Genomic DNA, 23,978 nt, shown 5'->3' on the forward strand with positions numbered 1-23,978 from the left:
GAGAAATGGAATGTCCCTGTTTCGCGTTGCACTGATCGCCCTGGCACTGCTGACGACTGCCGGCTGCACCAGCAAGAAAATCGTCACCCCGACCCGCACCGTCACGCCGCAGATCCAGGCCAGCCAGGAGCAGATGAAACAGGCGATCCTCACCACCCTGGTCAAGCGCAAGTGGAGCGTACAGCGGGTCAACCCGTCGCAGATCCAGGCCGAGATCACCGTGCGGGAGAAATTCCACGTCGAGATCGATATCAACTACAGCGCCAGCGGCTACACCATCGCCTATCGCGACAGCAGCGGCATGGACTACAAGGACGGCAAGATCCACAAGAACTACATCCGTTGGGTGCGCCTGCTGGACAAGGGCATCCTGCGTGAGCTGCGCGACCACGATGCCGAGAGCACCGCTCACGCCATCGGTGTGGGCGAACCGCAGCCGATCAGCCAGTAACCACGTTTTTTCCGTACATCGAAAACAAGGAGTAGACCATGAAGACGAAAACCTGGGCCGCCGTGACCGCGTTGATGTTATGCAGCCTGCCGGGCCTGAGCCAGGCCCGCGATACCACGCTGAATCTGCCGTTCGACAAGGTGGTGGCCGAAGCGATCAGTACTGGCAAGATCGATGGCAGCGTCAAGTTCTACCTGGCGGGCAACACGCCCAAGGGCAAGATCACCGTGGTCAGCCCGGACGCGGTGACCAACAAGAAGACCAACGCCTTCAACAAGAGCGACGAGGAAGCCTGTGCCTGGGCTCTGCAGTCGGCATTGATCACCCTGCACGACGCGGCAAAAAAGGTCGGGGCGAACGCGGTGACCAACATCGTCAGCTACTACAAGCGTAACGAAACCAAGAGCCCGACCACCTACGAATGCCATGCTGGCGCGTTCATCGGCGGCGTGGCGCTCAAGGGCGACCTGTCGAAGGTGCAGTAACCCTCTGGAGTGCCGCCTCTCTGGAAGCACCAGAAAGCTTTCTGGAGGTGAGGATTCTCCGTTGCTGGCGAGCGGGATTGCCCGGCTATCAAACGTGTTGTGAAACCGCCCGCTGCGTCAGCAACTCGACAAACGCCCTGGCCATTGGCGACTTCTGGTCCTTGCGTTGCACCAGCCATACCGACGACACCGCCTCGGGGTCCAGCAACGGCCGATAGACCACGCCATCGATACGAATACGTTGGTAGGACGCCGGCAATACCGAGACCCCCAACCCCGCCGCCACCAGTCCGATGATGGTCATCGCCTCGCCCGCCTCCTGGGCGAAATGCGGGCTGAAGCCTGCCTGCCGCGCCAGGCTCATCAGTTGCGCATACAGCCCGCTGCCGTAGCTACGCGGGAAGAACACGAAAGGCTCCAGCGCCAGCTCCGACAGGTGCAGCCCCGCCTCACTGCCACTCGCCAGCGGGTGTTCCGCGCTGAGCACCGCCACCAGCGGTTCACGCATCAACTCGACGACGTGCAGGGCATCGGGCAACGCCAGCGGACGCATCAGACCAACCTCGATCGACTCGTCCATCAGCGCATCGGCCACCATCTTGCTGCTCATTTCCTGCAGGTTCAGGTGCACCGCCGGAAAGGACTGGCGGAACGAGAAAATCACCTGAGGAATCGTCGAGTTGAACGGCGCCGACGAGGTGAAGCCGATCTTCAGTTCACCCAATTCACCCAACTGCGCCCGCCGGGCCACATCCGCTGCCTTGTCGACCTGCGCCAGCACCAGCCGAGCCTCTTCCAGGAACAGCCGACCGGCCTCACTGAGTTCGACCCGACGATTGGTCCGCTCGAACAGCCGAGCCCCCAGCTCCTGCTCCAGCGCCTGAATCTGCTGGCTCAGCGGCGGCTGGGAGATACCCAACACCTCTGCCGCGCGGCCAAAGTGCAGTTCCTCGGCCACGGCGATGAAGTAGCGCAGATGACGCAATTCCATGGACACCTCATTGAGTCGTAAAACCTATCAAACAGGTCGAACAATATATTGGAAAGAATATTTAGCCAGCTATATGATTTTTTCACTGCCTGGCCGAATGCACCTTCCGAGGTCCACCGTGAAAACTGCTGTTGCTCCTCTCACCCACGAAATTTCCCCCGCCGTATCGAACGATACTGCCCCTCGCCCCAGCGACACCTATATCGAAAAAGGCACCCCGGCGTTCATGCGCACCGTGCTGGCGTTGTTCAGTGGCGGCTTCGCGACCTTCGCCCTGCTGTACTGCGTACAACCGATGATGCCGATGCTCTCGAAGGAGTACGGGATCAACGCTGCACAAAGCAGCCTGATCCTCTCGGTCGCTACGGGAATGCTGGCCATCGGTCTGCTGATCACCGGGCCGATTTCCGACAGCCTCGGACGCAAGCCGGTCATGGTCGTGGCGTTGTTCAGTGCCGCGCTGTTCACTCTCCTCGGCGCCTTCATGCCCAACTGGCAGGGGGTCCTGATCATGCGCACGCTGGTGGGCCTGTCGCTGAGCGGCCTGGCTGCGGTCGGCATGACCTACCTGAGTGAAGAGATCCATCCCCAGCACATCGGCTTCGCCATGGGCCTGTATATCAGCGGCAATGCCATCGGCGGGATGAGCGGGCGCCTGATCGTCGGCGTGCTGATCGACTTCATCAGCTGGCACAACGCCTTGCTGGTCATCGGTGGCCTGGCGCTGATCGCCGCAGCGTTGTTCTGGAAGATCCTGCCGGAGTCACGCAACTTCCGCCCGAGCACGCTCAATACCCGCAACCTGCTCAACGGCTTCACCGTCCATTTCCGGGATGCAGGCCTACCGTGGCTGTTCCTCGAAGCGTTCCTGCTGATGGGGGCCTTCGTGACCCTGTTCAACTACATCGGCTATCGCCTGCTGGCCGAGCCCTACGGGCTGAGCCAGGCGTTCGTCGGCCTGCTGTCGATCGTCTACCTGTCGGGCATCTACAGCTCGGCGCAGATCGGTGCCCTGGCCGACAAACTGGGCCGGCGCAAGGTACTCTGGTCGATGATCCTGACCATGCTGCTGGGCATCGCCCTGACGCTGGTGACGCCGCTGCCGGTGGTGATCGGCGGGGTGCTGCTGTTCACCTTCGGCTTCTTCGGCGCGCACTCGGTGGCCAGCAGCTGGATCGGGCGCCGGGCGCTGAAAGCCAAGGGCCAGGCCTCGTCGTTGTACCTGTTCTGCTACTACGCAGGCTCCAGCGTCGCCGGCACCCTGGGCGGCGTGGCCTGGCACTACGCAGGCTGGAACGGCATCGGGATGTTCATCGGTGGCCTGCTGCTGGTAGCGTTCATGGTCGCGCTGAAACTCGCGCGGTTGCCGGTGCTGGCGAGCAACCAGGTGGCCTGAGTCAAGGCGCCTGCCACACCACACGGGCCTCCAGTCGCTTGTCGCGCGGTTCCAGGCCCAGGCTCTGCAACTGCGCTCCGTCCTGCTCGACGCGCTCCAGCCAGCCGAGCAGGGCCAGGGCGTCACCCACGAGTGTCAGCCGCAGCGTTTGCCCATCCTGGTCCAGTTGCTGCAGTTCCAACCCGGCCGCCCGGACACTGTCGTCCAGGCGGGTCGACAGGGGTTGCGTCGGCGCCGTTCGCACCTGCGTTGGCCGAACGTTGTGCACTTCGCCCGCCAGCGCCCAACGTTGCTGATACAGATGGTGAGCCCGCTCCAGACGTTGTTGTGCCGGCAGCCAAAGGCCGCTGAACATCGCTACCGACAGCAGGAACAGCCCCAGCCCGATCAACCACTGGCGCTCCCGTCGGGCAAGGCGCTGCCAGCGTTCGATCAATAGGGTCGGCAGGCGCTTGATCATTCGCTCGGCTCCTCCAGGGTCAATGTGGCGCGTACACGATTGCGCTCCTTGCTGGCACTGCCCAGCCGGACCGGCAGGCCGTTTTGCCGACCGCGCTCGCGCAGTTGTTCCAACTCGGCGAAGTCATTGGCCGTCAGCGCCAGGGTCCAGCCCGCGCCTGCCTGATAGTCGATACGCTGGACCTCGACACCACTGCCACCGATCACCTGCTCGACCAGCCGCACCAGGCGCGCCATCTGTCGGGGGCGCTGTGCATCGCCAGCCCCGAGCTGCCGGAGTTGGGCCGACAGATCGACAATACGGGTCTGCTGCGGATAGAGCGTCTGGAAATGCCGGACACTCTGTTCGTACAAGCGCGCGGCAGTGTCCTCAAGGTAGTGGCTGCGGGCCAGGCTGAAGCTCCAGGACAAGACGAACAACATGAGCAACGAGCCCACCAGCCACCACGCCCAAGGGCGCCGGTCCTCTGTACGGCGGAATGCACCCTGGAGCAGGTCCGTACCCTGCCCGCTCGCCAGCAGCGTTCGCACCTGTGCCGACTGCGCACGATCCAGCCGGCAGAGATCGTCCGGCAACCGCGCCAGCAGGCTGAGCAGCTCCGACTCCGAGACTGCCAACCGCGCCGACAGTGCGCCACCCAATAGCCAACGCCCGCCCCACCAGACGCCATAGGCGCGTTCGCTCGGCAGCAGATCCGCGTCGACCTGCACACTGGCAAGCCGCACACCCGCAGCGCGTAACAACTCGACGATGCTGGAGAAATACGCCTTGTCGATCACCAACAACGGATAGCGGTGGGCATCGTCGGGGCTGCCCGGCGCCAGATGCAGGTTGTCGAGGTCATCCGCCAATTGCTCTTCCACGGAGTAAGCCAACGCCTGGAGACTCGGGCGGCGGCGCCCCGGCCACGTGTCGCTACGCAACCAACTGCACGCCTCCATCGGCAGCATCACTTGCACGGCCTGCCCCGCCAATTGTCGAGCGGCCTCGGCCAGGGTCATGTCGAGCGGTTCTTCAGCGCCTTGCCAGCAGGCGACCGGCCAATGTTCGTCGGGCGCAGCGAGTCCGTCAGGGTAAAGGTAGAGCCACGAAGTCATAAGGACGATTCACTCTGGATCGGGGCCAGGAAACGGCGCTGCACCACACGCAGACGTTGGCTTTTCGGATCGCGCTCGAGGTCGCTGACAAGCCGCAGACGGCTGCGCCCGGCGGCAACCTCGACCGTGACCCGAAACCAGCGGCTGCCGACGCCCAGGCCATGCGCGGAAATGCCACGCCCCTTGAGGCCGGCGACCAGGGCGAAGGTACCGGCATCCGGATAACCCTCGGCAGGGCGTTGCTGGATAAGCAGCTGCGCGTCGCTGTCGCTCATGCCTTCCAGGGTCGACAACAGCAACGCGCTGGTGGTGTTGATGTTCAGTGGGGCATTGCCCGGTAGCAGGGCGATCCACGGTTCCAGACGCCGCAGGGTCGATTCGTCCACGCCCGGCAGCAGCCGTAGCTGGCTCGGGTCGCGTACATCGCTACCGCGCAACGGTGCCAGATCGATGGCGGCGATCTCCAACCGTTCCAGCAGCCGGGCCCAGCGCGCCAGAATGATTTCATCGGCCTTGCCGGGGCCGAGCAGCGGCGTCAGGTTGAAACGTCCGGCAAGGTCTTCGATGCTCAAGCGAATCTCGGTATCCGGCAGCGCAAATGCCACAGGCCTCTGCGCCCACTCCTGGGCCAGATTGACGTTCTGCGGGGGCGTATGCCCGATGCCCTGCAGCAGTCGAACGGCCCAGCCCTCCGCCGTGATCGCCCACTGGCGTAACTGCACCTGATGAATATGCTGGGTGCTTCCCTGCAAGGTCAGCCGGTGGCTGCGCAACAGACTGGCGGTCAGCAGCAGCGCCAGAGCCATGACCAGCAGCACGGTGATCATCGCGATACCTCGTTGCCGGGACGCCATCACGCTCCCTCCGGCAACAGGATGACCCGACGAATGTCGTCGAAACGCCCGGCGGACAGGCTGATCTCGACCGCTCGCGGCAGCCCGCCAGAAGCCGGCCAGCCGCTACGCCAGCCGGCTTGTCGGTCGTAGAAACGCCAACGCAGCTCACGCACATCCCCTAGCAGCACCTGCCGCTGCATCGTCGCCAACTCGGGGCTGCGGCTGTAGCGCAGCAGTCGGCGCTCCTCGACGCGGTAGCTGACGTCCAGTCGTTCGCTGCGCGGCTGGTCCAGCGGATTGCGCCAGTTGCCGCGATGCAAGTGCAGCTCTTCCTGGCGCCAGCGTAGCGCCGGGAGGTTTCCAGGAGCGGCCACTTGCAGGAAGTCCCGCTCTATCACCGCGATCACCCGCTGCAGATTGCGCAACGCCTGCTCGTGGGCCGAGACGTGAGCCTGGACCCGTAGCAGGCTGTCGTAGAGTCGCCAGCAACCCAGGCTCAGCAGACTGAAGAGCGCCAGGGCGATGACCAGTTCGAGCAAGGTAAAACCCGCCTGCCTAGTCATGTCGACTCCCCTCCTCGGCCATCGGCAACCACCCTGTCAGACGATGCAGCGGTTGCGGATCGTTGCCCAGACGCACCTCCAGCTCGACCTGCATCAGACGCGAGTCGAACGCCGGCAGCAGATGCTGATTCAGGCGCCATTCACGCCGGTCGAAATGCCGGGTCAGTTGTTGCCGGCCCGGCTCAACGACCGTCTGCAAGCGCAGCTCACTCAACTGATTGTCCGCCAGCCACACCGCAAACAACCGCTGTTGCAGCGTGCCGCCCTGGCGCAGCACATAGTCGCTCGCCGACAGTACGGCCGCCGCCAGCAAGGCGAATATCGCCAAGGCCACCATGACTTCCAGCAAGGTGAAACCACCCTCAGTTTTCATCGATGGCCGGGTCACCAAGACCGTCTCCCGAGACGCTCAGCCAGCGCTGCTGCGAGGTTTCGTAATGCAGGGTGAAGGCGCTCATTTCATCGCTGCTCAGGAGCAGCAATTGCGGCTGGTTCGGCCGATTGCCCAGTTTCAGCGGCCGCCCCTCAAGCTCCAGACGAAAATACAGGCCATCAGGCAAACGATAGGACGCACCGGCCGCGCGCCACTCGGGCCGTTCGAATACCACCACCTGATAACCCTCGGCGTCCAGACGCAGGCCGAACTCCTGCCCACCGAGCACCGCCTGCTCACGCAGATGTTGCAGCAACTGCACCAGCGCGCCGGCCTCCTGCCGAGCCAGACGGGCCGGGCTCGGCTGCATGGAAAAACCGACCAGGCCGGCCAGCAGGCCGATGACCACCATCGCCACCAGCAACTCCAGCAGGGTAAAACCACGCGAACGCCCCGGCATCACTCAGTTGTCCCAATTACCGATGTCACCACCCAACTCCGTACCGCCGGACAGACCATCGGCGCCGAACGAGTAAAGGTCGTAGCCGCTGCCACGGGTGCCAGGATTCAGGTACTGGTAAGGCGTGCCCCAGGGGTCGACCGGCAAGCGTTTCAGGTAGCCCTGGGGATTCCAGTTCTTCGCGGCCGGCGCCCCCAACGGCTGGCTCACCAGGGCTTCGAGCCCCTGCTGCGTCGAGGGATAGTGGAAGTTGTCGAGGCGGTACATTTCCAGGGCCGTACCGATGGCCTGGATGTCGGTGCGCGCCGCCGTGACCTTGGCCTGGTCCGTGCGCCCCATGAACTGCGGCACCACCAGTGCGCCCAGCACGCCGATAATCACCACCACGACCATGATCTCGATCAGGGTGAAGCCGCGTTGCGCCCGCATTGCAGAAATTTTCATGGATCAATTCACCGTTTGGTTGAGACTGAGGGTCGGCAACAGGATCGCCATGACGATCAGCAGCACGATGCCGCCCATCGCCACCAGCATTGCCGGCTCGAAGAGACTGACGACCAGCGCGATGCGGGCCGCGAGGTGTTTTTCCTGTTGCTCGGCGGCGCGCGCGAGCATGCTGTCCAGCTCGCCGGCACGCTCACCGCTGGCGATCATGTGCAACATCAGCGGGGGGATATCGCCACTGTGCTCCAGCGCCCGGCTCAGGCTGCCGCCCTCACGCACCGAACGTGCGACCTCGAGCATGCGGGCGCGGATCGCCAGGTTGCCGATCACTGCGGCAGAGATTTCCAGGGCCTCCACCAGGGGCACGGCACTCTTGCCGAGAATCGCCAAGGTGCTGGCAAACCGCGCCGCCTCCACAGCCCGCAGCACATCCGACACCAGCGGTGCGCGCAGCAAAGCGGCGTGCCAGCGGCGGCGCATGGCTGGACGCCGCCAGGCGCCATGCAGCAGTCCCCCCAGACCGACCAGCCCGGATGCCAGCAACCAACCGTACTCGCGCAGCGCGGCGCTGAGACGGATCAGGCCGCGTGTCAGCAAGGGCAGTTCACGGCCACTGTCGATGAAAATCCTCACCACATCGGGCACCACGTAGCCCAGCAGGAAACCGACAATGCCCAGCGAGGCCAGCAGCAGAACCAGCGGATAGACCAGCGCCAGCTGGATTTTCTGCCGTGCCTGCTGGCGCGCTTCGGTGTAATGCGCCAACTGCTCCAGTACCTGTCCCAGATGCCCGGAGCGCTCTGCGGCAGCGATGCTCGCGCGAAACAGCTCGGGGAAGATACGCGGGAAGCTTGCCAGCGCCGAGGACAACTCATAGCCCTCCAGAACCCGGTCGCGTACCGCCGCCAGCACGCTGGCGGAACGCCGTCCGTGATGCTGCGCCACCAGCGCCCGCAAGGCCTCTTCAAGTGGCAGTCCGGCCTGGATCAACGTCGACAATTGCAGCGTCAGCAACGCCAGGGCGCCAGCGCCCAACCCACTGTCGGAGCGCCGCACGGCAAACAGCCCGGGACGCTCCACGACCGCCCGCAAGGCCGTCGGCAACAACCCGCGCTCGCGCAACAATTGCCGGGCATGGCGCGCACTTTCGGCCTGCTGCTGTCCCCGGCAGTGGCGGCCATGAGTGTCCTGGGCGCGATATTCGAAGGTCGGCATCCTCAGTCCTCCTGTGTGACGCGCAGCAGTTCATCGAGACTGGTACGACCTTCCAGCACCAACCGCTGCCCGTCCTGGAACAGACTGGGACCGATAGATCGGGCCTGGCGGGCCAGCTCGGCTTCGCCGACACCGTCGTGGATCATTTGCGCCAGGGCCGGGCTGATGTCCATCAGTTCGTAGAGACCGGTGCGACCGCGATACCCCTGCTGACAACGCGGACAGCCCACCGCCTTGAACAGCGTGACCGTGGCCTGCGGCGTCAGCCCGAGTCGCTGAAGAGCCGCGGCGTCCGCAGCCTGCGCAAGCTTGCATACAGGGCACAGAGTGCGGACCAGACGCTGGGCCAGCACGCCGACCAGCGATGAGGCCAGCAGATAAGCATCGACGCCCATGTCCAGCAGGCGCGTCACCGCACCCGCCGCGCTGTTGGTGTGCAGGGTCGAGAGCACCAGGTGCCCGGTGAGCGAAGCCTGCACGGCGATGGCGGCGGTTTCCCGGTCGCGGATCTCGCCGACCATCACCACGTCCGGGTCCTGACGCAGGATCGCCCGCAAGCCACGGGCAAAGGTCATCTCGACCTTGGGATTGACCGGCGTCTGGCCGATTCCGGGCAGGTGGTATTCGATCGGGTCCTCGACCGTGAGGATATTGCGGGTGCGGTCGTTGAGGTGGTTCAGCGCCGCGTACAGACTGGTGGTCTTGCCCGAGCCGGTCGGCCCGGTGACCAGGAGGATGCCATGGGGTTTGCCGAGTATCCGCCGGAAACGCTCCAGGGTCGTCGCCGGCATGCCCAGCCGCTCCAGTTCGAGGCGCCCGGCCTGCTTGTCCAGCAGGCGCAGCACCACCCGTTCACCATGGGCCGAAGGCAGGGTCGAGACCCGCACATCGACCTCATGCCCGGCCAGCCGCAGGGCGATCCGGCCATCCTGTGGCAAGCGCTTCTCGGCGATGTCCAGCCGCGCCATGACCTTGATCCGTGATACCAGCAATGTCGCCAACTCGCGCCGGGGCTGCAGCACTTCACGCAACTGGCCGTCCACCCGCAAGCGCACCGAGACACTGTGCTCGAAGGTTTCCAGATGCACATCCGAGGCCTTTTCCCGCACGGCTTCGCTGAGCAGGGCATTGATCAGCCGGATGATCGGCGCATCGCCCTCCTGCTCCAGCAGGTCGGCGGTCGGCGGTAGCCGTTCGGCCAGGCTCATCAGGTCGAGTTCGTCGTCCAGGCCCTGGGCGACCTGCTCGGCGGCGCTCTGACCGTCGCTGTAGCAGGCCGCCAGGCGTGCGGCGAACTCGGCCGCGTCGACTTCATGCACGGGGCAGCCCCGCCCGAGCTGACGCCGGGCCTCGGACAATGCGCTCAACGGTGTATCCGGACGGATCAGCAGCACGGCCGTCTCGCCCTGCTCCTGCCACAACACACCGAAACGCCGGGCGAAACCGAAAGGCAACCGATGGGTCATGGCGTCGCCTGCTGTCGACGCAGGTCGATCACCGCGGCGTCATCGTCCTGACCATCGAACAGTTGTTGCGGATCGCTCGGCAGCAACAGCGAATTGCCCTGACGGGCTGCCGGTCGGCTGAGTTCGCGCAGCCGGTTGTAGCCGGTCGAGCTGGCTTCGATCATGTCTTCCTTGCCACGCACGATGGTCGGGCGCAGGAACACCATGAGGTTGGTCTTGTCACGCGTCTCGCTGTTCCAACGGAACAGCGCCCCCAGGTAGGGAATGTCGCGCAGCAGCGGCACGCCGCTTTCCTGGCTGCGGATACTGTCCTTGATCAGGCCACCGATGACGATGATCTCGCCGTCATCGACCAGGATGGTGCTCTTGAGCACACGCTTGTTGGTGATGAAGTCATCGGACACCAGGGTGCTTGATGCCAGCTCGGAGTTTTCCTGCTCGACCCGCAGACGCAGGGTCGAACCTTCGTTGATATGCGGCCGGATCTTCAGCTTGAGACCGATGTCTTCGCGGCTGATCGTGGTGTAGGGCTTGTCGTTGCCGATACCGGAAGTCTGGTAGGAGCCACTCTTGAACGGCACGTTCTGACCCACCAGAATTTCCGCCTCCTGGTTATCCAGGGTCAGCAGGCTCGGCGTGGACAGCACGTTGTTGCGCACATTGCGCGCCAGGGCCGACACCAGCAGGCCAAAACGGTCGTTACCCACACGCAACACGGCGCCATCGGGCAACGTGGTTTCGGGTTTGCCGAAACCTGCGAGGGTGATTGGCGCATCGGTAAAGGTCACTGTGCCCTGGAGCGCGCCGGAATGGCTGCCCCACTGCACGCCGAGAACGTCCTTGATGTCGCCGGAGACCTCGACGATCGCCGCATGGATCAGCACCTGCGAGCGCGGCTGATCAAGCTGGCGCACAATCCCTTCCAGGGTGCGTACCTGGCTCGGCTCGGCGATCAGCACCAGGGCGTTCTGGCTCTCATCGGCCTTGACCACCGCCTTGGACACCGTGCTGTCCCGACTGGCGGCGCCCGCACTGTCCTGGCCCACTCCCTGGCCCATGGCGTCCAGGACCTCGGCCAACTGCTTGGCATCGCTGTAGCGCAGGCGGATCACCCGGGCATTGTCCGCGACCACCGGGGCCGGAGTGTCGAGCGAGCGGGCCAGTTGACCGAGACGCTGGCGCACCGCCTTGGGTCCGATCAGCAACAGACGGTTGCCGCGCGTATCGGCAATCACCTGGCTGCCCGACTCGGCGCCCTGCTTGCCCAGAGACTGCTCCAGCAGCCGGGCCAGCTCGGCCGCCAGACCATGGCGCAACTGCAACACTTCATGAGCGTGTTTGTGCCCGGTATCCAGTTCCCGAATGATCCGGGCGATGCGCCGGACATTGCTGGCGCTGTCAGTCACCACCAGGGCATTGGCCGATGTCGAAGGCCCGACATAACCGTTGACCGAGACCAGCGGACGCACCAGGGCCGCAATATCGCCGGCCGTGCTCTGGTTGAGCGCCACCACCTGGGTGACGAACTGCCCGGTCGAGGCACTGCCGCTGGTGGCATCGCTGGCACGGGTACGCGCATCCGTCACGGGCGCGATGAGAATCCGGTCGCCCTCGTCGATCACCGTGAAATTGTGGGCATCGAGCACCGAGTAGAACAGCCGCCGCACCCCTTCGCGATCCAGTTCCTGTTCCGAGAGCACCGTGATACGCCCCTGGACACGGGGATCGAGAACCACCGTGGTGTCGAGTATCGACGACATCTCACGGACCACATCGCGCAGTTCGGCATCGTTCATCGCCAGTTGCCAACGCGGCTCTTCGGCCGACGCCGGTGCGAACGCCACCGACCACAGCAGGCCACAGAGCAGTGGACGCCAGCCGACGGGCACGGCGGACCAGCTCATGGTTTCACCCCGATAGCCGGGGTCACTGGCCGCAGATAAGACGTCGCAGGCACGGCAACCGGGACCGCACCCGGATGCACTGACAATGACCTGCGCCCAGGCGGCTCCAGCCCCAGCGACTCCTCGCGTCCGTTACGCCAGAGCACCACCCGCCCGGCCTCGACCCGCCGCAGGACACTGCCGCCCGGCAGGCTGTCGCCGACCCGATAGATCCGCTGGCCCTGGGCTCCCGCCAGCAGCGCCCGCGACGCACCGGAACTGGCGACAAAACTGGCACGCAACTGCAAGGGTTCGCTGCTACGCGCCGGGACGCCATGGCCCTGCAGGCCGAGCACCGTGGCCACTGCGCCATGATTGAGCGGCAACGGCGGCGCGACTGTCGCGCCGGTCGTGACGGCAACCGGGGCGACGGGCAGGTCGCGACGAAACACCCACTCATCCCAGGCCAGGCAGGCACCATGAACCAACGGCAGCAGGCACAGCAGCGCGCGCAAAAGAAATCGCACCGGCCACCTCACCAACACGGGCGGCAAAACATCCGCCGGTAATGCCCATATTCATGAGCAAAACAGAACGCAGTTCGTACCCTGAAAACAACAATGATCAGAGTCCCCACAAAATCCTTGAACACGCCGATATTTCTCCTATATACGACAGGCACTTCCAATACCGCTTGATAACAATTACGGAAAACATTCAGGAGTAACAAAACTCGATATGCCATGCAACATTCAGAGTAATAAAACCGGCCACTCTAAAATCCGAAAAGAGTACTCACCGGATTGACAGTCAATACGTCCAGGAAAGATCCGGGACAACTTTCCTGCATTGTCCCGGATTCATCAGGCTGACTTACTTGGCGATCCAGGCATCCTGCCAATTCGAGCCGTGACCTGGGACATAGTGATGGCTATTGATCTTGCACCAGGCACCGTCCGGGAACGGTTTGCACTCGTAGACCGTGTCACCCTGGAGTACCGTGGTCCCCGGCTGGTAATCGGCAATGCCGTCCGGATACACCTTGTCGTATTCCAGGCCACCGCCTTCGCCACCCAGCTCGATGGACACCAGGTCCTGGCGGGTGGTGCGCCCGTCGACCGTTACCCCGACCAGCTTGACCTGATGAGTGCCCGGTGCGCTGCGCACATCCACGTTCAGCCAGGCGGCACCGGCTTCGATCTGTTGCGTGGTGGAGCCCACCGCCTTGTTGCCAGCCTCGAAGACCGTGACCTCGACATTCATCGGGCGGTTGCCCAGCACGGGCACCGGCAGGGCAAGACGGCCCTTGTCCAACGCCAGGTCATTGTTCATCGTCGAGAGGCGCAATTCAGCAGCGGCGTCTTCCTGCAGGTCCAGTTGCAGCTCATAGCGCTTGACGCCGCTCTCGGCCTTGGCAAAGACCTTGTTCGCCCCCTTGATCGGGTTGATCCGGCCCTCTTCGTCACGGACACCGGCACGCACCAGCTCCTGGCTCCGGTTGATCTGCTCGGCCAGTTTGAACGACCAGTTCTCGGGCCGGCCTTCCTGCTCCGTATCGATGCTGATCTCGACCCGCCGCGCGGCGATCTCGCCATCGGCGCCAAAGCCCCGGGCCTTGATCTTGTCGCCCACCAGCAGGGCGTTGGGCGCCGGCGTGATCGTGCCGACCGCCTGCCAGCCATCCGGCGCGACCGCTTCGGCGAGGATGTTCACATCTGCCACGTTGTAGAAGGCCGCCGCAGTGTCACCGACGGTCCAGACCGCGAGGATGACGTGCTGGCCGCTCTTGTCGGCGGGGATCGTACAGGCGTGCCTGGCGCCGGAAACCGGCAGCACGTTCTGCCCGTCGACCTCACAGAAAGGCACGCTGTCGAACGCAGCGCGGGTCAGCGGCTGGTTGGGGTTCCAGCCGGAGCGGGTAATGAAATACTCATGCTTGGTAGCCGGATGTGCGGCGGTGTACTGCCAGGTGAACTCGACGTCACGCTCCTTGATTTCAGTCAGGTGCCAGCGCGTTGCACTCTGGGCATCCATCGCGGAGAAATTGGCCGAGCCGCCGCTGGCGATCTTGCCATCCATGGGCCCCTGCAGCGGGCCTCCACCACTCCCGGCCGGAAACCCCTTGAAGGTCTCGCCCACACTCTGCGGCTCATACTGCGCGCCGCCACAATCCTTGCTCAAACCCAACTGGCAGGCATACGCCCGCGAGGGCGGATTGCTCAGATAACCATGAGCCGCCGCCTGTTGCGAAGCAACCAGGGCCGTCATCATGGTCAGAGCGGACGCACCTGCGACGATCGAACCCGAACGTTTTTTCATCATAGTTTCTAATCCCGGCATGAATGATTGAAGTACTTGCATCCGTTCAACTCGAACATTCGAAATATTTTTAATATGGACACACCTCTCCCTGAGAAAAACCCCAATGGACAGCCAGTTAAATAGCAGGGCAAAAATCGAAAACTCACCATCCGAACTTCAATAGTAAGAATTCGGATTTGCATTTTACGAACATTCAATTTTTTAGCTGTAAGGTAATTCCGATCAGGCAGAGGGAATCATCAGCAAGAGTAAATTTGCTTGAGAAGCTTTACCTTTGAAGACAGAGTTCACATTAATTTTTGAAGGAAACTTCAGAAAACCATCAAGACAAATGTTCAAAAGCCGCGGGGTTATTACACAGGACGAGAGATAACCGAATCGATCCGCCGGGGGCGGCGACGGTCCTGACAGCGCGCGCCCAGCAATAGCTCGGGGATCGTCAGGCGGATAGGAGAACAGCGCAATGCGGGGGAGAAAGGCCAACGGCCCCATCAGAGGGGCCGCGGTCGACGCCGAAGACTCAGCGGTGATACTGCGCGGAAAACTCGTGCACGGCGTTGATAAAGGCACCGGCGTGTTCCGGATCGACTTCCGGAGTGATCCCGTGGCCCAGGTTGAACACATGGCCCGATCCTTCACCGTAACTGGCAAGAATACGTGCGACTTCAGCACGAATGGCTTCGGGCTTGGCATACAGCACGGTCGGGTCCATGTTGCCTTGCAGGGCCACCTGGTGACCGACCCGACGACGGGCATCGCCCAGGTCGCAGGTCCAGTCCAGGCCCAGAGCATCGGCGCCGGCGTCGGCAATGCTTTCCAGCCACAGGCCGCCATTCTTGGTGAACAGGATCACCGGCACCTTGCGGCCTTCGTGCTCGCGGATCAGGCCACTGACGATCTTGCGCATGTAGGCCAGGGAGAACTCCTGATAAGCCGCGGCCGACAGGTTGCCGCCCCAGGTATCGAAGATCTGCACCGCCTGGGCACCGGCCAGGATCTGCCCATTGAGGTAGGCGATCACCGACTGGGCCAGCTTGTCCAGCAACAGGTGCAGGGCCTGCGGGTTGTCGTAGAGCATCGCCTTGGTCTTGCGGAAGTCTTTCGAGGAACCGCCTTCGACCATGTACGTCGCCAGGGTCCAGGGGCTGCCCGAGAAGCCGATCAGCGGCACGCGGCCATTGAGTTCACGACGGATGGTACTGACTGCGTCCATCACGTAACCCAGATCCTTCTGCGGATCGGGGATCGGCAGTGCCTCGATATCGGCCAGGTTGTTGATGACCTTCTTGAAGCGCGGACCTTCGCCGGTCTCGAAATACAGGCCTTGGCCCATGGCATCGGGGATGGTCAGGATGTCGGAGAACAGAATCGCGGCATCCAGGCCCGGGTAGCGATCGAGGGGTTGCAGGGTCACTTCACAGGCGAACGCCGGATTCATGCACAGGCTCATGAAGTCGCCGGCCTTGGCGCGACTGGCGCGGTACTCCGGCAGGTAGCGCCCGGCCTGACGCATCATCCACACAGGGGTGACGTCAACGGGTTGCTTGAGCAGGGCACGCAGGAAACGGTCGTTCTTCAGGGCAGTCATGTCGGCATCCGGAAAAAAAGTACGGGCATTTTCTCAGAGCCAGACGCAAAAGGCACGGCGAGAGCCGTGCCTTTTATCTATCGGGTCAATTTGTCGCGGGTCAGCAGGTCAGACGCCCAGGTAATCGAGGATACCCTCAGCGGCATTGCGCCCTTCGAAGATCGCCGTGACCACCAGGTCGGACCCGCGCACCATGTCGCCACCGGCGAAGATTTTCGGGTTGCTGGTCTGGTGCTTGAACTGCCCCTGCTCCGGTGCCACGACACGGCCCTGGCTGTCGGTCTGGATAGCGAACTGCTCGAACCATGGCGCCGGGCTCGGACGGAAACCGAAAGCGATGACCACGGCGTCGGCCGGGATGATCTCTTCGGAGCCCGGAATCGGCTCGGGGCTGCGACGGCCACGGGCATCCGGTTCGCCGAGACGGGTCTCGACCACCTTCACGCCTTCGACCTTGTCTTCACCGACGATCGCGATCGGCTGGCGGTTGTAGAGGAACTTGACGCCTTCTTCCTTGGCGTTCTTCACCTCTTTGCGCGAGCCGGGCATGTTCGCCTCGTCACGACGATAGGCACAGGTCACAGCCTTGGCGCCCTGGCGAATCGAGGTGCGGTTGCAGTCCATCGCAGTGTCGCCACCGCCAAGCACCACAACCTTCTTGCCCTTCATGTCGATGAAATCTTCCGGCGACTTTTCAAAGCCCAGGTTGCGGTTGACGTTGGCAATCAGGAAATCCAGGGCGTCATACACCCCCGGCAGGTCCTCGCCGGCAAAGCCGCCCTTCATGTAGGTGTAGGTGCCCATGCCCATGAACACTGCATCGTACTCGGCGAGCAGTTGCTCCATGGTCACGTCCTTGCCCACCTCGGTGTTGAGGCGGAACTCGATGCCCATGCCGCTGAAGACTTCGCGACGATTGCTCAGCACGGTCTTTTCCAGCTTGAACTCGGGAATACCGAAGGTCAGCAGACCACCGATTTCCGGATTCTTGTCGAACACCACCGGGGTCACCCCGCCGCGCACCAGCACGTCGGCACAGCCCAGGCCCGCCGGACCTGCGCCAATGATCGCAACACGCTTGCCGGTCGGTTTGACCTTGGACATGTCCGGACGCCAGCCCATGGCGAAGGCGGTATCGGTGATGTATTTCTCCACCGAGCCGATGGTCACCGCGCCAAAACCGTCGTTGAGGGTACAGGCACCCTCGCACAGGCGATCCTGCGGGCAGACCCGGCCGCAGACTTCCGGCAGGGTGTTGGTCTGGTGGGACAACTCGGCGGCGGCGAGGATATTGCCTTCGGCCACCAGCTTCAGCCAGTTGGGGATGAAGTTGTGGACCGGGCATTTCCATTCGCAATACGGGTTCCCGCACCCCAGGCAGCGGTGGGCCTGGTCGGCCGACTGCTGGGGTTTGAAGGGCTCGTAGATTTCCACGAACTCTTTCTTGCGTTGACGCAACAGTTTCTTCTTCGGATCCTTGCGCCCGACATCGATGAACTGGAAGTCGTTACTCAGACGTTCAGCCATTACAAAAACCTCATCAAACTCTTCAGGCGCATCACTGCGGGTTGGCACGGGTGCTGGACAACAGCGACTTCAAGCTGGCTGCCTTCGGCTTGACCAGCCAGAAGCGCCGCAGATAGTCATCCAGGTTCTCGGCGAGGTTGCGACCCCATTCGCTGTCGGTCTCCTCGACGTACTCGTCCAGCACATTCTGCAGGTGGCTGCGATAGGCCTCCATCGCTTCACCGCTGATCCGCTGGATTTCCACCAACTCGTGGTTCACCTTGTCGACGAAGGTGTTGTCCTGATCCAGCACGTAGGCGAAACCGCCGGTCATGCCCGAGCCGAAGTTGTAGCCGGTCTTGCCCAGGACACAGACGAAACCACCGGTCATGTATTCGCAGCAGTGATCGCCGGTGCCTTCGACAATAGCGTGAGCGCCGGAGTTACGCACCGCGAAACGCTCGCCGGCAGTCCCGGCGGCGAACAGTTTGCCGCCAGTGGCACCGTACAGGCAGGTGTTACCGACGATGGCGCTGTCCTGGCTCTTGAAGATGCTGCCCTTGGGCGGAACGATCACCAGCTTGCCGCCGGTCATGCCCTTGCCCACGTAATCGTTGGCATCGCCTTCGAGGTACAGGTTCAGGCCACCGGCGTTCCATACGCCGAAGCTCTGCCCGGCCGTGCCCTTGAAACGGAAGGTGATCGGCGCATTGGCCATCCCCTGGTTGCCATGGACCCGGGCGATTTCGCCGGAGATCCGCGCACCGATGGAACGGTCGCAGTTGCAGATATCCAGGGCAAACTCGGCACCGCTCAGGTCCTTGATCGCCGGCAGGGCCATTTCGACCATTTTCTCGGCCAGCAGGCCCTTGTCGAAAGGCGGGTTGCGATCGACATGGCAGAACTGCGGCTTGTCCGCCGGAATATGATCGCTGCCCAGCAAGGGGGTCAGGTCCAGATGATGCTGCTTGGCGGTCTCACCCTGGATGATGTCCAGCAGGTCGGTACGCCCGATCAGTTCTTCGAGGCTGCGCACGCCCAGCTTCGCCAGCCACTCGCGGGTTTCCTCGGCGACGTAGGTGAAGAAGTTCACCACCATGTCGACGGTACCGATGTAGTGATCCTTGCGCAGCTTGTCGTTCTGGGTCGCGACGCCGGTGGCGCAGTTGTTCAGGTGGCAGATACGCAGGTATTTGCAACCCAGGGCGATCATCGGCGCGGTGCCGAAGCCGAAGCTTTCAGCGCCGAGGATAGCCGCCTTGATCACGTCGAGGCCGGTTTTCAGACCGCCGTCGGTCTGTACCCGAACCTTGCCGCGCAGGTCGTTGCCGCGCAGGGTCTGGTGGGTTTCGGCCAGGCCGAGTTCCCACGGTGCACCGGCGTACTTGATCGAGGTCAGTGGCGATGCACCGGTACCGCCGTCATAACCGGAAATGGTGATCAGGTCGGCATAGGCCTTGGCCACGCCGGCGGCAATGGTGCCGACACCGGCTTCCGCCACCAGTTTCACCGAGACCAGGGCCTGCGGGTTGACCTGCTTGAGGTCGAAAATCAGCTGCGACAGGTCTTCGATCGAGTAGATGTCGTGGTGCGGCGGAGGCGAGATCAGGGTCACACCCGGTACGGCATAACGCAGCTTGGCGATCAGGCCGTTGACCTTGCCGCCCGGCAGTTGACCGCCTTCACCGGGCTTGGCGCCCTGAGCCACCTTGATCTGCAGCACTTCGGCATTGACCAGGTATTCCGGCGTCACACCGAAACGGCCGGTCGCGACCTGCTTGATTTTCGAGCTACGGACAGTGCCATAACGCGCAGGATCTTCGCCGCCTTCACCGGAGTTGGAGCGTGCGCCCAGGCGGTTCATAGCCTCGGCCAGAGCTTCGTGGGCCTCAGGCGACAGGGCACCGAGAGAGATACCCGCCGAGTCGAAACGCTTGAGGATCGACTCCAGTGGTTCGATTTCCCCCAGGTCCAGCGGCTGCTCCAGAGTCTTGACCTTGAGCAGGTCGCGGATCATCGACACCGGACGGTTGTCCACCAGCGCGGTGTATTCCTTGAACTTGGCATAGTCGCCCTGCTGCACGGCGGCTTGCAGGGTGTTGACCACGTCCGGGTTGTAGGCGTGGTATTCGCCACCGTAGACGAACTTCAGCAGGCCGCCCTGCTGGATCGGCTTGCGCGCGCTCCAGGCTTCGGTCGCCAGCAGTTTCTGTTCGGCTTCGAGGTCGACGAAACGGGCACCCTTGATCCGGCTCGGAACGCCACGGAAGCTCAGGTTGACCACTTCCTCGGACAGGCCGATGGCTTCGAACAGTTGCGCGCCGCGGTACGAGGCGATGGTCGAAATGCCCATCTTCGAAAGGATCTTCAACAGGCCCTTGGTGATGCCCTTGCGGTAGTTCTTGAAGACTTCGTACAGGTCGCCCAGCACTTCGCCGGTACGGATCAGGTCGCCCAGCACTTCATAGGCCAGGAACGGATAGACCGCCGATGCGCCGAAACCGATCAGCACCGCGAAGTGGTGCGGGTCACGGGCGGTCGCGGTTTCGACCAGGATGTTGCTGTCGCAGCGCAGGCCTTTTTCGGTCAGGCGGTGGTGCACGGCACCGGTCGCCAGGGACGCATGCACCGGCAGCTTGCCCGGGGCGATATGGCGGTCGCTGAGGACGATCTGGGTACGACCGGCGCGCACAGCTTCCTCGGCCTGGTCGGCGATGTTGCGCACGGCCGCTTCCAGGCCGACGCTCTCGTCGTAGTTCAGGTCGATGATCTGGCGTTCGAAGCCCGGACGCTCCAGGTTCATCAGCGAGCGCCACTTGGCCGGCGAGATCACCGGCGAACTGAGGATCACTCGCGAGGCGTGCTCCGGCGACTCTTCGAAGATGTTGCGCTCGGCACCGAGGCAGATCTCCAGCGACATGACGATCGCTTCGCGCAGCGGGTCGATCGGCGGGTTGGTCACCTGGGCGAACTGCTGGCGGAAGTAGTCGTACGGCGTACGCACGCGCTGGGAAAGTACGGCCATCGGCGTGTCATCGCCCATCGAGCCGACCGCTTCGTAGCCCTGCTCACCCAGTGGGCGCAGCACCTGGTCGCGCTCCTCGAAGGTGACCTGGTACATCTTCATGTATTGCTTGAGCTGCTCGACGTTGTAGAACGCCGAACCATGGTCGTTGTCTTCCATGGTCGCCTGGATACGCAGGGCGTGCTTGCGCAGCCACTGCTTGTACGGATGGCGCGACTTCAGACGATTGTCGATGGAATCGGTGTCGAGGATCTGCCCGGTCTCGGTGTCCACGGCAAAGATCTGCCCCGGGCCGACACGGCCCTTGGCGATGACGTCTTCAGGCTGGTAGTTCCACACGCCGATTTCCGACGCCAGGGTGATGTAGCCGTTCCTGGTGGTCACCCAGCGCGCCGGGCGCAGGCCGTTACGGTCGAGCAGGCAGACCGCGTGGCGACCTTCGGTCATCACGACGCCCGCCGGACCGTCCCAAGGCTCCATGTGCATGGAGTTGAATTCGTAGAACGCACGCAGGTCGGCGTCCATGGTATCGACGTTCTGCCACGCTGGCGGAATCAGCATACGCACGCCACGGAACAGGTCGATGCCGCCGGTGACCATCAGTTCGAGCATGTTGTCCATGCTCGAGGAGTCGGAACCGACACGGTTGACCAGCGGCCCCAGTTCGTCGAGATCGGGGATCAGGTCGTTGGCAAATTTGGTGCGACGGGCCAGGGCCCAGTTGCGGTTGCCGGTGATGGTGTTGATCTCGCCGTTGTGCGCCAGGAAGCGGAACGGTTGCGCCAACGGCCATTTCGGCAGGGTGTTGGTGGAGAAACGCTGGTGGAACACGCAGATTGCGGTCTTGAGCGTCGGGTCGTTGAGGTCCGGATAGAAGGCGGTGAGATCCGCCGGCATCATCAGACCTTTATAGATGATGGTCTTGTGCGAAAAGCTGCAGATGTAGTGATCGGTATCGGCGGCGTTGGCCACCGACGAACGACGACGGGCGCTGAACAGCTTGATGGCGAACGCCTGGTCGCTCAGGCCTTCACCGCCGATGAATACCTGCTCGATCTGCGGCAGGCGCTCCAGGGCCAGGCGGCCGAGGACGCTGGTATCGATCGGCACCTTGCGCCAGCCCACCAGTTGCAGGCCGGCCGCGAGGATTTCACGATTCATGTGTTCACGTGCCGCTTCAGCTTTGACCGGGTCCTGGTTGAAGAACACCATGCCCACCGCATATTGCTTGGGCAGATCGTTACCGAATTGCGCTTTTGCGACAGCGCGCAGGAACTGGTCGGGCTTCTGGATCAGAAGGCCACAACCGTCACCGGTCTTTCCGTCGGCGTTGATCCCACCACGGTGGGTCATGCAGGTCAGGGCCTCGATGGCCGTCTGCAACAGGTGATGACTGGGCTCGCCTTGCATGTGTGCAATCAGGCCGAAACCGCAGTTATCCTTGAATTCATCTGGTTGGTACAGACCTGCTTTCATAGACACTTTCTCACCAGGCTGCCTCTAAAAGAGGCAAATTTCTTTTCAATTCAACCACTTACCATCCACGCCGAACGTACGCCGGCTTTGCAGGGGCAAAAGGGAGGTCATTGTACACACCGACACAAGCACCCACAAATTTAGCGGCGAAATGTCGCAAATCCGCGTCGCATTTATGAAAGGTTTAAATGGATATTTCGTGCTAGTCAAAACTTTTTTGAATTTTGACCGGGACAACTCAAATCTACCGTGACGCAGACACCACAAGGCACGCCGCTTCACGGGCGGTGTGCTCAAGTGGAAATTTTGAGGTGCTGGAAAGGCGGCCTGGGTAAGGCCGCCAAATCATCAGCGAGTTGTGGCGAGGTCCTGTTGGACGCTGGCGACAGTGCGAGGCCAAGGTTTACCAGCCTGAACCTTCGCTGGCAAGGCTTTGATAGCGCTGACCGCTGCATCGCGGCTGGCGAAGCTACCATAAGTGATCACATATAGCGGCTTGCCATTGAGCACTTTCTTGAAATAACGATACTCGCCGCCCTGTTCCTTGATGAAGTTCTGGGCCGTGGTTTCGGAACTGGTGCCCAGGATCTGCACCACATAGTGACCAGGAGCCTGACCCGCATACCAACTGCTACCGGCGGCCGGCTTGGCGGTCGCCACCGGCTTCTCGGCCGGTTTCTCGGCCTTGGCCACCGGTTTGGCCGTTGGCACCGGCACTGGCGTTTGCGCAGGCTTGGCGGCCGGCTTGGCCGTGGCCACCTGGGCTGGAGCCGGGGTCGGATGAGTGGGTGTCGGACCTGCTGGAACGCCCAGGGGCGGAGCGGTGGTGGTGACGGTTGGCGGCTGGGCCACACCGCCGTCAACCGCAGGAGCGCCACCGTCATCGCCTTCCGGCATGCCACCGGCCGCTTCGGCCAACGGGCCACGCATCACCGGCTGCGACTGACCGACCAGCGGCAGCGGCATCGGCTGCGAATTACCGGCGAACTCGACCGCCGGTCCACTACCCGGCTTCGGCGCCTGCCCCAGCGGCAGTTGGGCCTGCTCACTCGGCGCACCGGCAGTCACCGGCGCCTTGCTGCGACCAGAACTCATCCAGGCCGCAGCGATCGCAACCACCACCACGCCGGACAACGCCAACACGTATTTCTTCGACATCTTGAACCCCATACTTGGTCGCTTGACCGCGGAGCGGCTGGCAATCATGGCTTCGATCATCGCATCGCGGGCAACCTGGTTGATATTGCCAGGCCAACCCTCGGCGCTTTCGTGAATCTCAGTGATCTGCTCAGCGGTAAAAAGTTCGACTCCCTGCCCCGCGCCTTCCAGACGCTGGGCCAGATACTCGCGTGTTTCCTCTTCCGTGTAGGGCTGCAGCTCGATTACGTGGAAACGTTCTTCCTGCGTGCTGTGCGGCTCCAGAGCGGCGATCAGCGAAGACTCGCCGAACAGGAAGACATGCGGTCGACCTTCCGGAGCGCCTGCGGCCAGGGCCAGCAAGGCCTCGATCGCCGAATCGTCCAATTGCTCGGCATCATCGACCAGCAGGTAGACTTCCTGCCCGGTCAGCGCCAGCTGTACCACCTGCGCCAGAATCGAAGGCACATCGGTCTCGATCACGCCCAGGGCCTGAGCGATCTGGTACAGCACACCGGCCGCATCACCGGCGCCGCGAGCGGAAACCACCACGCTCTGCACTGACTGCTTGTTGGTGCTCGCCACCAGTGCCTGGCGCAGCAGGGTCTTGCCACTGCCCAGCGGGCCGGTGACCACCAGCAGCAACTGGCTGTAACGGGCCAGATGATGCAACTGCCCCAGCACCGGTTTGCGCTGAGCCGGGAAAAACTTGAAGCCAGGCACCCGTGGAGCGAAAGGATCGTGACTCAACTGATAATGGCCGAGGAAAGCCTCGTCGGCATGCAAACTAGTCATCGGAATCTC

General features: G+C 63.0%; 20 protein-coding genes. 3 read left to right on the top strand and 17 right to left on the bottom strand.

Annotation, left to right across the window (positions count from 1 at the left end):
* Window positions 1-10: 10 nt before the first annotated feature.
* Window positions 11-451 (top strand): hypothetical protein, encoded by a 441-nt coding sequence (locus BLU37_RS05085; protein WP_090202838.1) that lies wholly within the window; start codon window positions 11-13, stop codon window positions 449-451.
* Between the two features lie 38 nt (window positions 452-489).
* The gene (locus tag BLU37_RS05090) at window positions 490-936 is read left to right on the top strand and encodes an excinuclease (RefSeq protein ID WP_090202841.1); all 447 of its coding nucleotides are present in this window, start codon (window positions 490-492) and stop codon (window positions 934-936) included.
* An 88-nt stretch (window positions 937-1,024) separates the two neighbouring features.
* Here the strand turns inward: BLU37_RS05090 and BLU37_RS05095 are convergent, their stop codons facing one another.
* On the bottom strand, window positions 1,025-1,927 hold the full coding sequence (locus BLU37_RS05095; RefSeq protein ID WP_010453688.1) for a LysR family transcriptional regulator: 903 nt from the start codon (window positions 1,925-1,927) through the stop codon (window positions 1,025-1,027).
* A gap of 151 nt (window positions 1,928-2,078) precedes the next feature.
* On the opposite strand from BLU37_RS05095, the gene BLU37_RS05100 reads away from it, so the two are divergent.
* Complete coding sequence (locus BLU37_RS05100; RefSeq protein ID WP_456239031.1) at window positions 2,079-3,323, top strand: MFS transporter; 1,245 nt, start codon at window positions 2,079-2,081, stop codon at window positions 3,321-3,323.
* A gap of 1 nt (window position 3,324) precedes the next feature.
* Here the strand turns inward: BLU37_RS05100 and gspM are convergent, their stop codons facing one another.
* The 16 genes from gspM to BLU37_RS05185 all read right to left on the bottom strand — a co-directional run bounded on the left by gspM (window position 3,325) and on the right by BLU37_RS05185 (window position 23,969).
* On the bottom strand, window positions 3,325-3,783 hold the full coding sequence (gspM, locus tag BLU37_RS05105; protein ID WP_090202848.1) for a type II secretion system protein GspM: 459 nt from the start codon (window positions 3,781-3,783) through the stop codon (window positions 3,325-3,327).
* Complete coding sequence (gspL, locus tag BLU37_RS05110) at window positions 3,780-4,880, bottom strand: type II secretion system protein GspL (protein ID WP_090202850.1); 1,101 nt, start codon at window positions 4,878-4,880, stop codon at window positions 3,780-3,782. Before gspL ends, gspM begins: the two co-directional genes overlap by 4 nt.
* Entirely contained in the window at window positions 4,877-5,734 is an 858-nt protein-coding gene (locus tag BLU37_RS05115; protein WP_090202853.1) for a type II secretion system protein GspK, read from the bottom strand. Before BLU37_RS05115 ends, gspL begins: the two co-directional genes overlap by 4 nt.
* Window positions 5,734-6,279 (bottom strand): type II secretion system minor pseudopilin GspJ, encoded by a 546-nt coding sequence (gene gspJ, locus BLU37_RS05120; protein ID WP_090202856.1) that lies wholly within the window; start codon window positions 6,277-6,279, stop codon window positions 5,734-5,736. Before gspJ ends, BLU37_RS05115 begins: the two co-directional genes overlap by 1 nt.
* The gene (gene gspI, locus BLU37_RS05125; protein ID WP_090202859.1) at window positions 6,272-6,652 is read right to left on the bottom strand and encodes a type II secretion system minor pseudopilin GspI; all 381 of its coding nucleotides are present in this window, start codon (window positions 6,650-6,652) and stop codon (window positions 6,272-6,274) included. The genes gspJ and gspI overlap by 8 nt, the downstream gene beginning before the upstream one ends.
* Window positions 6,642-7,112 carry a type II secretion system minor pseudopilin GspH gene (gspH, locus tag BLU37_RS05130; RefSeq protein ID WP_026007465.1) on the bottom strand — a complete coding sequence of 157 codons (471 nt, stop codon included), beginning with the start codon at window positions 7,110-7,112 and terminating at the stop codon, window positions 6,642-6,644. The genes gspI and gspH overlap by 11 nt, the downstream gene beginning before the upstream one ends.
* A 3-nt stretch (window positions 7,113-7,115) precedes the next feature.
* Window positions 7,116-7,541, bottom strand: coding sequence for a type II secretion system major pseudopilin GspG (gene gspG / locus BLU37_RS05135; RefSeq protein ID WP_090202862.1), 426 nt, complete (start codon window positions 7,539-7,541; stop codon window positions 7,116-7,118).
* An 18-nt stretch (window positions 7,542-7,559) separates the two neighbouring features.
* Window positions 7,560-8,771, bottom strand: coding sequence for a type II secretion system inner membrane protein GspF (gene gspF / locus BLU37_RS05140; protein WP_090202865.1), 1,212 nt, complete (start codon window positions 8,769-8,771; stop codon window positions 7,560-7,562).
* 2 nt (window positions 8,772-8,773) lie between these two features.
* Window positions 8,774-10,237 carry a type II secretion system ATPase GspE gene (gspE, locus tag BLU37_RS05145; RefSeq protein WP_090202867.1) on the bottom strand — a complete coding sequence of 488 codons (1,464 nt, stop codon included), beginning with the start codon at window positions 10,235-10,237 and terminating at the stop codon, window positions 8,774-8,776.
* The gene (gene gspD / locus BLU37_RS05150) at window positions 10,234-12,141 is read right to left on the bottom strand and encodes a type II secretion system secretin GspD (RefSeq protein WP_090202870.1); all 1,908 of its coding nucleotides are present in this window, start codon (window positions 12,139-12,141) and stop codon (window positions 10,234-10,236) included. The genes gspE and gspD overlap by 4 nt, the downstream gene beginning before the upstream one ends.
* Window positions 12,138-12,635, bottom strand: coding sequence for a type II secretion system protein N (locus BLU37_RS05155; protein WP_090202873.1), 498 nt, complete (start codon window positions 12,633-12,635; stop codon window positions 12,138-12,140). Before BLU37_RS05155 ends, gspD begins: the two co-directional genes overlap by 4 nt.
* A gap of 358 nt (window positions 12,636-12,993) precedes the next feature.
* The gene (locus BLU37_RS05160; RefSeq protein ID WP_090210903.1) at window positions 12,994-14,439 is read right to left on the bottom strand and encodes a lytic polysaccharide monooxygenase; all 1,446 of its coding nucleotides are present in this window, start codon (window positions 14,437-14,439) and stop codon (window positions 12,994-12,996) included.
* A gap of 523 nt (window positions 14,440-14,962) precedes the next feature.
* On the bottom strand, window positions 14,963-16,030 hold the full coding sequence (hemE, locus tag BLU37_RS05165; protein WP_019362106.1) for a uroporphyrinogen decarboxylase: 1,068 nt from the start codon (window positions 16,028-16,030) through the stop codon (window positions 14,963-14,965).
* A 108-nt stretch (window positions 16,031-16,138) separates the two neighbouring features.
* The gene (locus tag BLU37_RS05170) at window positions 16,139-17,557 is read right to left on the bottom strand and encodes an FAD-dependent oxidoreductase (protein ID WP_010453656.1); all 1,419 of its coding nucleotides are present in this window, start codon (window positions 17,555-17,557) and stop codon (window positions 16,139-16,141) included.
* 31 nt (window positions 17,558-17,588) lie between these two features.
* Window positions 17,589-22,037: a glutamate synthase large subunit gene (gltB, locus tag BLU37_RS05175; RefSeq protein ID WP_090202875.1), complete on the bottom strand. Its 4,449-nt coding sequence runs from the start codon at window positions 22,035-22,037 to the stop codon at window positions 17,589-17,591.
* Between the two features lie 348 nt (window positions 22,038-22,385).
* Window positions 22,386-23,969, bottom strand: a complete 1,584-nt coding sequence (locus tag BLU37_RS05185; RefSeq protein WP_090202879.1) for an AAA family ATPase — start codon at window positions 23,967-23,969, stop codon at window positions 22,386-22,388.
* Window positions 23,970-23,978 lie beyond the last annotated feature (9 nt).

This window comes from Pseudomonas asplenii, assembly GCF_900105475.1.
In the GTDB taxonomy this organism is placed as follows: Bacteria; Pseudomonadota; Gammaproteobacteria; order Pseudomonadales; family Pseudomonadaceae; genus Aquipseudomonas; species Aquipseudomonas asplenii.

Bases quoted from the DNA above. Each gene is read 5' to 3' on its own strand.
- gspM (WP_090202848.1), bottom strand. From the start codon at position 3,783: ATGATCAAGCGCCTGCCGACCCTATTGATCGAACGCTGGCAGCGCCTT.
- gspL (WP_090202850.1), bottom strand. From the start codon at position 4,880: ATGACTTCGTGGCTCTACCTTTACCCTGACGGACTCGCTGCGCCCGAC.
- BLU37_RS05160 (WP_090210903.1), bottom strand. From the start codon at position 14,439: ATGAAAAAACGTTCGGGTTCGATCGTCGCAGGTGCGTCCGCTCTGACC.
- BLU37_RS05095 (WP_010453688.1), bottom strand. From the start codon at position 1,927: ATGGAATTGCGTCATCTGCGCTACTTCATCGCCGTGGCCGAGGAACTG.
- BLU37_RS05115 (WP_090202853.1), bottom strand. From the start codon at position 5,734: ATGGCGTCCCGGCAACGAGGTATCGCGATGATCACCGTGCTGCTGGTC.
- gspF (WP_090202865.1), bottom strand. From the start codon at position 8,771: ATGCCGACCTTCGAATATCGCGCCCAGGACACTCATGGCCGCCACTGC.
- BLU37_RS05085 (WP_090202838.1), top strand. From the start codon at position 11: ATGTCCCTGTTTCGCGTTGCACTGATCGCCCTGGCACTGCTGACGACT.
- hemE (WP_019362106.1), bottom strand. From the start codon at position 16,030: ATGACTGCCCTGAAGAACGACCGTTTCCTGCGTGCCCTGCTCAAGCAA.
- gspD (WP_090202870.1), bottom strand. From the start codon at position 12,141: ATGAGCTGGTCCGCCGTGCCCGTCGGCTGGCGTCCACTGCTCTGTGGC.
- gspE (WP_090202867.1), bottom strand. From the start codon at position 10,237: ATGACCCATCGGTTGCCTTTCGGTTTCGCCCGGCGTTTCGGTGTGTTG.
- gspI (WP_090202859.1), bottom strand. From the start codon at position 6,652: ATGAAAACTGAGGGTGGTTTCACCTTGCTGGAAGTCATGGTGGCCTTG.
- gltB (WP_090202875.1), bottom strand. From the start codon at position 22,037: ATGAAAGCAGGTCTGTACCAACCAGATGAATTCAAGGATAACTGCGGT.
- gspJ (WP_090202856.1), bottom strand. From the start codon at position 6,279: ATGACTAGGCAGGCGGGTTTTACCTTGCTCGAACTGGTCATCGCCCTG.
- gspG (WP_090202862.1), bottom strand. From the start codon at position 7,541: ATGCGGGCGCAACGCGGCTTCACCCTGATCGAGATCATGGTCGTGGTG.
- gspH (WP_026007465.1), bottom strand. From the start codon at position 7,112: ATGCCGGGGCGTTCGCGTGGTTTTACCCTGCTGGAGTTGCTGGTGGCG.
- BLU37_RS05090 (WP_090202841.1), top strand. From the start codon at position 490: ATGAAGACGAAAACCTGGGCCGCCGTGACCGCGTTGATGTTATGCAGC.
- BLU37_RS05185 (WP_090202879.1), bottom strand. From the start codon at position 23,969: ATGACTAGTTTGCATGCCGACGAGGCTTTCCTCGGCCATTATCAGTTG.
- BLU37_RS05170 (WP_010453656.1), bottom strand. From the start codon at position 17,557: ATGGCTGAACGTCTGAGTAACGACTTCCAGTTCATCGATGTCGGGCGC.